Below are 5,175 nucleotides of genomic sequence, written 5' to 3'. Positions count from 1 at the left end.
ATTGTTTCCTACTTTGAATGCACGAAAATCTTTTAGTGGCAAGTGATTGATTACCCAATATCCCATAAATGCACACAGAATAAGGGATAATGTTGCTAGACCATTTTGAATTTTATTACTGAATAAGGGTTTAACCAATTTCATGTTCACAAATAGAATCAGTATAAAGAACAATAAAACAATGTCTTTTGTAAAGGATTGCCAAGGCGTAAGATGTAATGCATCACCAAAACATCCGCAGTCTTTTACAACGTCAAAATATGCGGAATAGAATGTCAGGAAAGTGAACTTGATGATTAAAAGCAACAAAAGCCAAATGGTTAATTTTGATTTAAAACCGATGAGTAACATCACGCCCAAAAGCACTTCAAGGATTACTATAAATAACGCTATGGCTAAGGAATAAGGGACGAAAAAAGGCATGTTAAAAACCGGCTCACTAAAATATTCGGCTAGTTTGTAGGAGAATCCTACTGGGTCATTTAGTTTGATTAATCCTGAGATTATAAATAGAACTCCAACGAAAATTCGGGAGAATTGGGTAATTATGTTTTTCATTTTTTATGTTTTAAACAAAGATATAGGAAGGTTTTTTTAATCTTGTTAATGAGTTGTTATTTCTTAAACCCCATAAGGATCAAAGCAAAAATCGAGTAATTAATCATGTCTTGATAATTGGCATCAATTCCTTCTGATACGATAGTTTTACCTTTATTGTCTTCAATTTGTTTCACACGAAGTAGTTTTTGCAAGATCAAATCGGTTAGTGAACTTACTCGCATATCACGCCAAGCTTCTCCGTAATCATGGTTTTTGTTTTCCATTAGTTCTTTGGTCAAGGCAACTTTGGCATCGTATAATTGGGTTGCTTTTTCGGTATCTAAATCGGGTTGATCGACCACACCCAATTCCAATTGAATTAAAGCCATAATCGAATAATTGATGATACCAATGAATTCTCCTGTTTCGTCTTCATCGATTTTACGAATTTCATTTTCTTGTAAACTTCTAATTCTTTGAGCTTTTATGAAAATTTGATCGGTTAGAGATGGAAGCCTCAAAATGCGCCAAGCACTACCGTAATCTTTCATTTTGTTGATAAATAGTGAGCGACAAATGGCAATCACGTTATCATATTCTTGTGAAGTATTCTTCATTATTGGTGTATATTTGTATAAAATTGCTTCAAAAATAAGAATAATTTTTTTGAATGCAGAACTTTAAGTTTCTAAAACCAAATTGGAATGACTATAAATTGTAAAGGACAACTTATTGACTTGTCCACGCCAAAAGTAATGGGGATTTTGAATATAACTCCCAACTCTTTTTTTGACGGTGGAAAGTATAAAGATGAAAACGAGCTTCTGAAAAGAGTTGAAAAAATGCTCAATGAAGGAGCTGATTTTATTGATGTAGGCGCATATTCGAGCAGGCCTAATGCCGAGTTTGTTTCTGAAGAAGAAGAGATATCAAGAATAATTCCTGTTGTTAATTTACTGCAAAAACATTTTCCGGAGACTATATTGTCAATTGATACTTTTCGGGCTGAAGTAGCAAAGAGGTGTATTGAAAACGGGTCGGCAATTATCAATGATATTTCGGCTGGAAAATTGGATGCTAAAATGCTTGAAACCATTGCTAAATATCAAGTTCCATATATTATGATGCACATGAAAGGAACGCCGCAAACAATGCATGAATTTGTACAATACGAGGATATAATTAAGGAAATGATATTCTATTTTTCGGAACGGATTGCTGTTGCAAGAGCACTTGGCATAAACGATTTGATTGTGGATCCTGGTTTTGGTTTTGCTAAAACATTGGAACAAAATTATGCAGTGATGCAAAAAATGGAGTTGTTTCAAATGCTTGAGTTGCCTTTGTTAGTTGGGATTTCGAGGAAATCAATGATTTACAAAACATTGGAAACAAACGCTGAAATGGCCCTAAACGGTACCACGGTTTTGAATACGATTTCGTTAACAAAAGGAGTAAAAATACTTCGGGTTCATGATGTGAAAGAAGCTGTTGAATGTGTTCGTTTATTTAGTAAATTGAATTAATAATGAAAGAATATTTATTTGGAATTGTACTATTGTTTTGTTTTTCTTGTGGTAATAAAGAAGATATTTTATTGCCAAAGGCTGATCAAACTATCGTAAAAGAAGTTGTGGATTTGTCTCCTATCTACATTTTTTTTAGGGTAAAGGGCAAAGATACTTTGGCAGAAGTAAATAGAAAAAACAGTATTATCACCACCAATTGGATTTTGAATATCGACAAACGCTTGCCTTTACGATTGGTTATTCCAGAAGTAATGAAACTGCAACAACGAAAGCGGGAAGAAAAAGAGCATCGAAATGAATTGGCGCAGAATTATTATTCCTATGCAGACAGTATTGGTAAAAACTTAGCTTTTGTTCCTTTTACGCAAGTGTATTATAAAATGAAGAAGCCGAAGTCTGGAGTTGAAGTTTATTTTGATAAAAACAATAAAATATTAGTTAACAACAAAGTAATTGCTAAAAATGATTTGGAAAATTATATAAAGCAAAATTCTGCAAATAAGGATGTTTTCTATTGTTTTGACAAAAATATGTTATTTGATAATTATATTAATTTGAAAATATTTATGAGAAGTATTGAATGGAAATTTATATCAAATCAAGAATTCATCTATTAAATCCTGACAACTGAATGTTTTTTGCATCACCGGAACAGAACACCGCGACCGCTAACTGAATACTCTTTTATTGGTGATGATACGGTTCGTTTCTCAAAATGGTAAATCCGCGATACAATTGTTCTATAAAAAACAAACGTACCATTTGATGTGAAAATGTCATTAGTGAAAGGGAGATTTTTCCATTTGCTTTGGCATAAACCGTTTCTGAAAAACCATAAGGGCCACCAATCACAAAAACCAATGTTTTTACGCCAGAGTTCATCTTCTTTTGCAATTCGGTTGAAAAGGTGACGCTGGAAAAGGTTTTTCCGTTTTCATCTAATAAAATGAGTTGGTCTGTTGGAGAGATTTTAGACAAAATAAGTTCACCTTCCTTTTCTTTTTGTTGGCTTTCCGATAAGTTTTTTACGTTTTTGATATCTGGAATAATTTCTAAATCAAACTTAATGTAAAAAGACAATCGTTTCGTATAATCGTCAATTAAGGTTTGTAGTGATTTATTGTCGGTTTTGCCGATTGCGATCAGTTTGATGTTCATCTTTGTTGGTTTTCAAAACTGCAAAGTTACAAAAGACTTTGTAATTCATTGTTTCGCACAGAAGTTTGTGGCATCATGTCTAAATAAGCTTTTATGAAATTTTATTGAGTCTTATAAAATTAAAAGAATTTTTATTTTCCTTAAATCATTTGGTTATCATAATGTTTTATCTATTTTTGTCAAAAATAATAGAATGTCTATGGACTTAATGGGATTAATAGTTGCGGGATTGGTAGTTGGCTTTATTGTGGGGATGACAGGTGTAGGCGGTGGTTCTTTGATGACCCCTATTTTACTTTGGTTTGGAATTCCACCTTCAACTGCGGTTGGTACCGATTTATTATACGCAGCTATTACCAAATCAGGTGGTGTTTATGTTCATAATAAGAAGAAAAATATCAATTGGACTATAACTGGTTGGTTAACTTTGGGTAGTGTTCCTGCCGCTTTACTAACTTTATGGATTCTTCATTATTTGAAAACTGACCTTGAAGTTTTGAATAAGGTTATAAAATATAGTCTAGGATGGGCATTGTTGTTTACATCGGTAGCCATTATTTTTAAAAAGAAATTGTTGATTTTTTCGCAAAAACACGCTGGAGATAAATTTCATAGCGAGAGTAGAACCCAAAATTTATTAACGGTTGCTATAGGTGTGATGTTAGGAGCAACAGTGACTCTTACTTCGATTGGTGCTGGAGCCTTAGGGACGGTTACTTTGTTTTTTTTATATCCGCTTTTGCCTACTCCAAAATTGGTGGGAACTGAGATTGCGCACGCAGTGCCTTTGACGCTTGTTGCCGGATTGGGGCATGCTTCAATGGGAAATTTGGATTTGAATATATTAGGACATTTATTATTGGGTTCGTTACCTGGAATATATTTAGGAAGTATGTTGAGTGGTAAACTACCTGATTTGTTACTTAGAAATGCAATTGCAGTAATGTTGTTCTATGTTGGTTTTAAGTTGGTTGCCTAAACTTTTTAAGGGTTTGTTTTTAAAACAAAAGAATATAATTGTTGTGTGAAATGCTCTCGATGGTACCAATCATTATGTACGAGTTCTATTTTTTCTACTTTGAATTTACCAAAATCAAAAGCTCTATATTTCTCTAAAGATTTCAATAGGGTTTCCTTGTCTATAATTTCTTCTTTAAAGCGCATTATTGTTGAATGAGCGGTTTGAATGGTATAACGGCTGTCAATACTTTGTTGTAGTCCCGAATTTTTAAAATTTATTCTTAGGTTGTCCCTTAATTGATCTAACGAATTATTGTTTGTAAATCCCTGAACCATTATGGCAGAATTGGATGCCGTAATTCCTTGAAAATGGATTTCTAAATCTTTTATGTCTTCGATGCTCTTTTGAATTATTTTGCTATACTCAGGAATTGAGATAGTCTTTAAATCAAATCCATCGTGACATGATATAATGGATAAAACAGTAATATGTATATCCGAATTTGGGTAATAATATTGATTGGGGTTACTTTTTTTAAGCTCGTTCAGAAAATCTTGAATCTTATTTTTAACTTCTAATGACGGTCTTATTAGTACCGTAATTCCGAATCGATTGTCGGAAGAAGAATCAATCAAGTGGTCTATTATGTATTGGTCTTTTTTTATGTTTTCGATAGAATTGACGTAAAGACGATTGTAATGTTCCTTCAGATTCATGTTGATTTTTCTGATTTGATTGTTGAATTAATTTATTTGATAGTAATTGGGTATAAAGGTATGTCAAATTTGATTTTCTGGCACAGACTAATGATGTTAGGATTGCAAGAGGGATAGAAGCAAGCTACCGAAGTAGCGCGGATAGCCCGACCGCATTAGGGAAAGGGGCTGAATAAGCGTGTGTTGAATTTGGCCCCTTTTCCTAATGTGGTCTTGCCTAAATGATTTTTAAAATGTCAGTTTGTCATATGATTTTATGCCAATTGTAATG

7 protein-coding genes are annotated in these 5,175 nt (G+C 33.1%); 3 read left to right on the top strand and 4 right to left on the bottom strand.

Going from position 1 to position 5,175, the window contains the following annotated elements:
- Positions 1-558 (bottom strand): MauE/DoxX family redox-associated membrane protein (locus VFS71_RS13055; protein WP_326401741.1); only part of this gene is annotated, 558 nt, incomplete at its 3' end.
- Between the two features lie 56 nt (positions 559-614).
- A complete protein-coding gene (locus VFS71_RS13050) occupies positions 615-1,157 on the bottom strand; it encodes a DUF1599 domain-containing protein (protein WP_326401738.1) in 543 nt (180 codons plus the stop codon).
- Between the two features lie 87 nt (positions 1,158-1,244).
- Between VFS71_RS13050 and folP the strand changes: the two genes are divergently transcribed.
- Together folP and VFS71_RS13040 are read left to right on the top strand one after the other, a co-directional pair.
- On the top strand, positions 1,245-2,066 hold the full coding sequence (gene folP, locus VFS71_RS13045; RefSeq protein ID WP_326401736.1) for a dihydropteroate synthase: 822 nt from the start codon (positions 1,245-1,247) through the stop codon (positions 2,064-2,066).
- A 2-nt stretch (positions 2,067-2,068) separates the two neighbouring features.
- On the top strand, positions 2,069-2,686 hold the full coding sequence (locus tag VFS71_RS13040; protein WP_326401734.1) for a hypothetical protein: 618 nt from the start codon (positions 2,069-2,071) through the stop codon (positions 2,684-2,686).
- A gap of 67 nt (positions 2,687-2,753) precedes the next feature.
- On the opposite strand, the gene rlmH is transcribed toward VFS71_RS13040, so the two are convergent.
- Positions 2,754-3,227 carry a 23S rRNA (pseudouridine(1915)-N(3))-methyltransferase RlmH gene (rlmH, locus tag VFS71_RS13035; RefSeq protein WP_326401733.1) on the bottom strand — a complete coding sequence of 158 codons (474 nt, stop codon included), beginning with the start codon at positions 3,225-3,227 and terminating at the stop codon, positions 2,754-2,756.
- A gap of 193 nt (positions 3,228-3,420) precedes the next feature.
- On the opposite strand from rlmH, the gene VFS71_RS13030 reads away from it, so the two are divergent.
- Positions 3,421-4,206: a sulfite exporter TauE/SafE family protein gene (locus VFS71_RS13030; RefSeq protein WP_326401732.1), complete on the top strand. Its 786-nt coding sequence runs from the start codon at positions 3,421-3,423 to the stop codon at positions 4,204-4,206.
- Between the two features lie 5 nt (positions 4,207-4,211).
- Here the strand turns inward: VFS71_RS13030 and VFS71_RS13025 are convergent, their stop codons facing one another.
- Positions 4,212-4,904, bottom strand: coding sequence for a 2'-5' RNA ligase family protein (locus VFS71_RS13025; protein ID WP_326401731.1), 693 nt, complete (start codon positions 4,902-4,904; stop codon positions 4,212-4,214).
- Positions 4,905-5,175 lie beyond the last annotated feature (271 nt).

Source organism: Flavobacterium sp. (genome assembly GCF_035760125.1).
Lineage (GTDB): Bacteria > Bacteroidota > Bacteroidia > Flavobacteriales > Flavobacteriaceae > Flavobacterium.
This window is presented reverse-complemented; position numbering and strand designations above follow the sequence as displayed.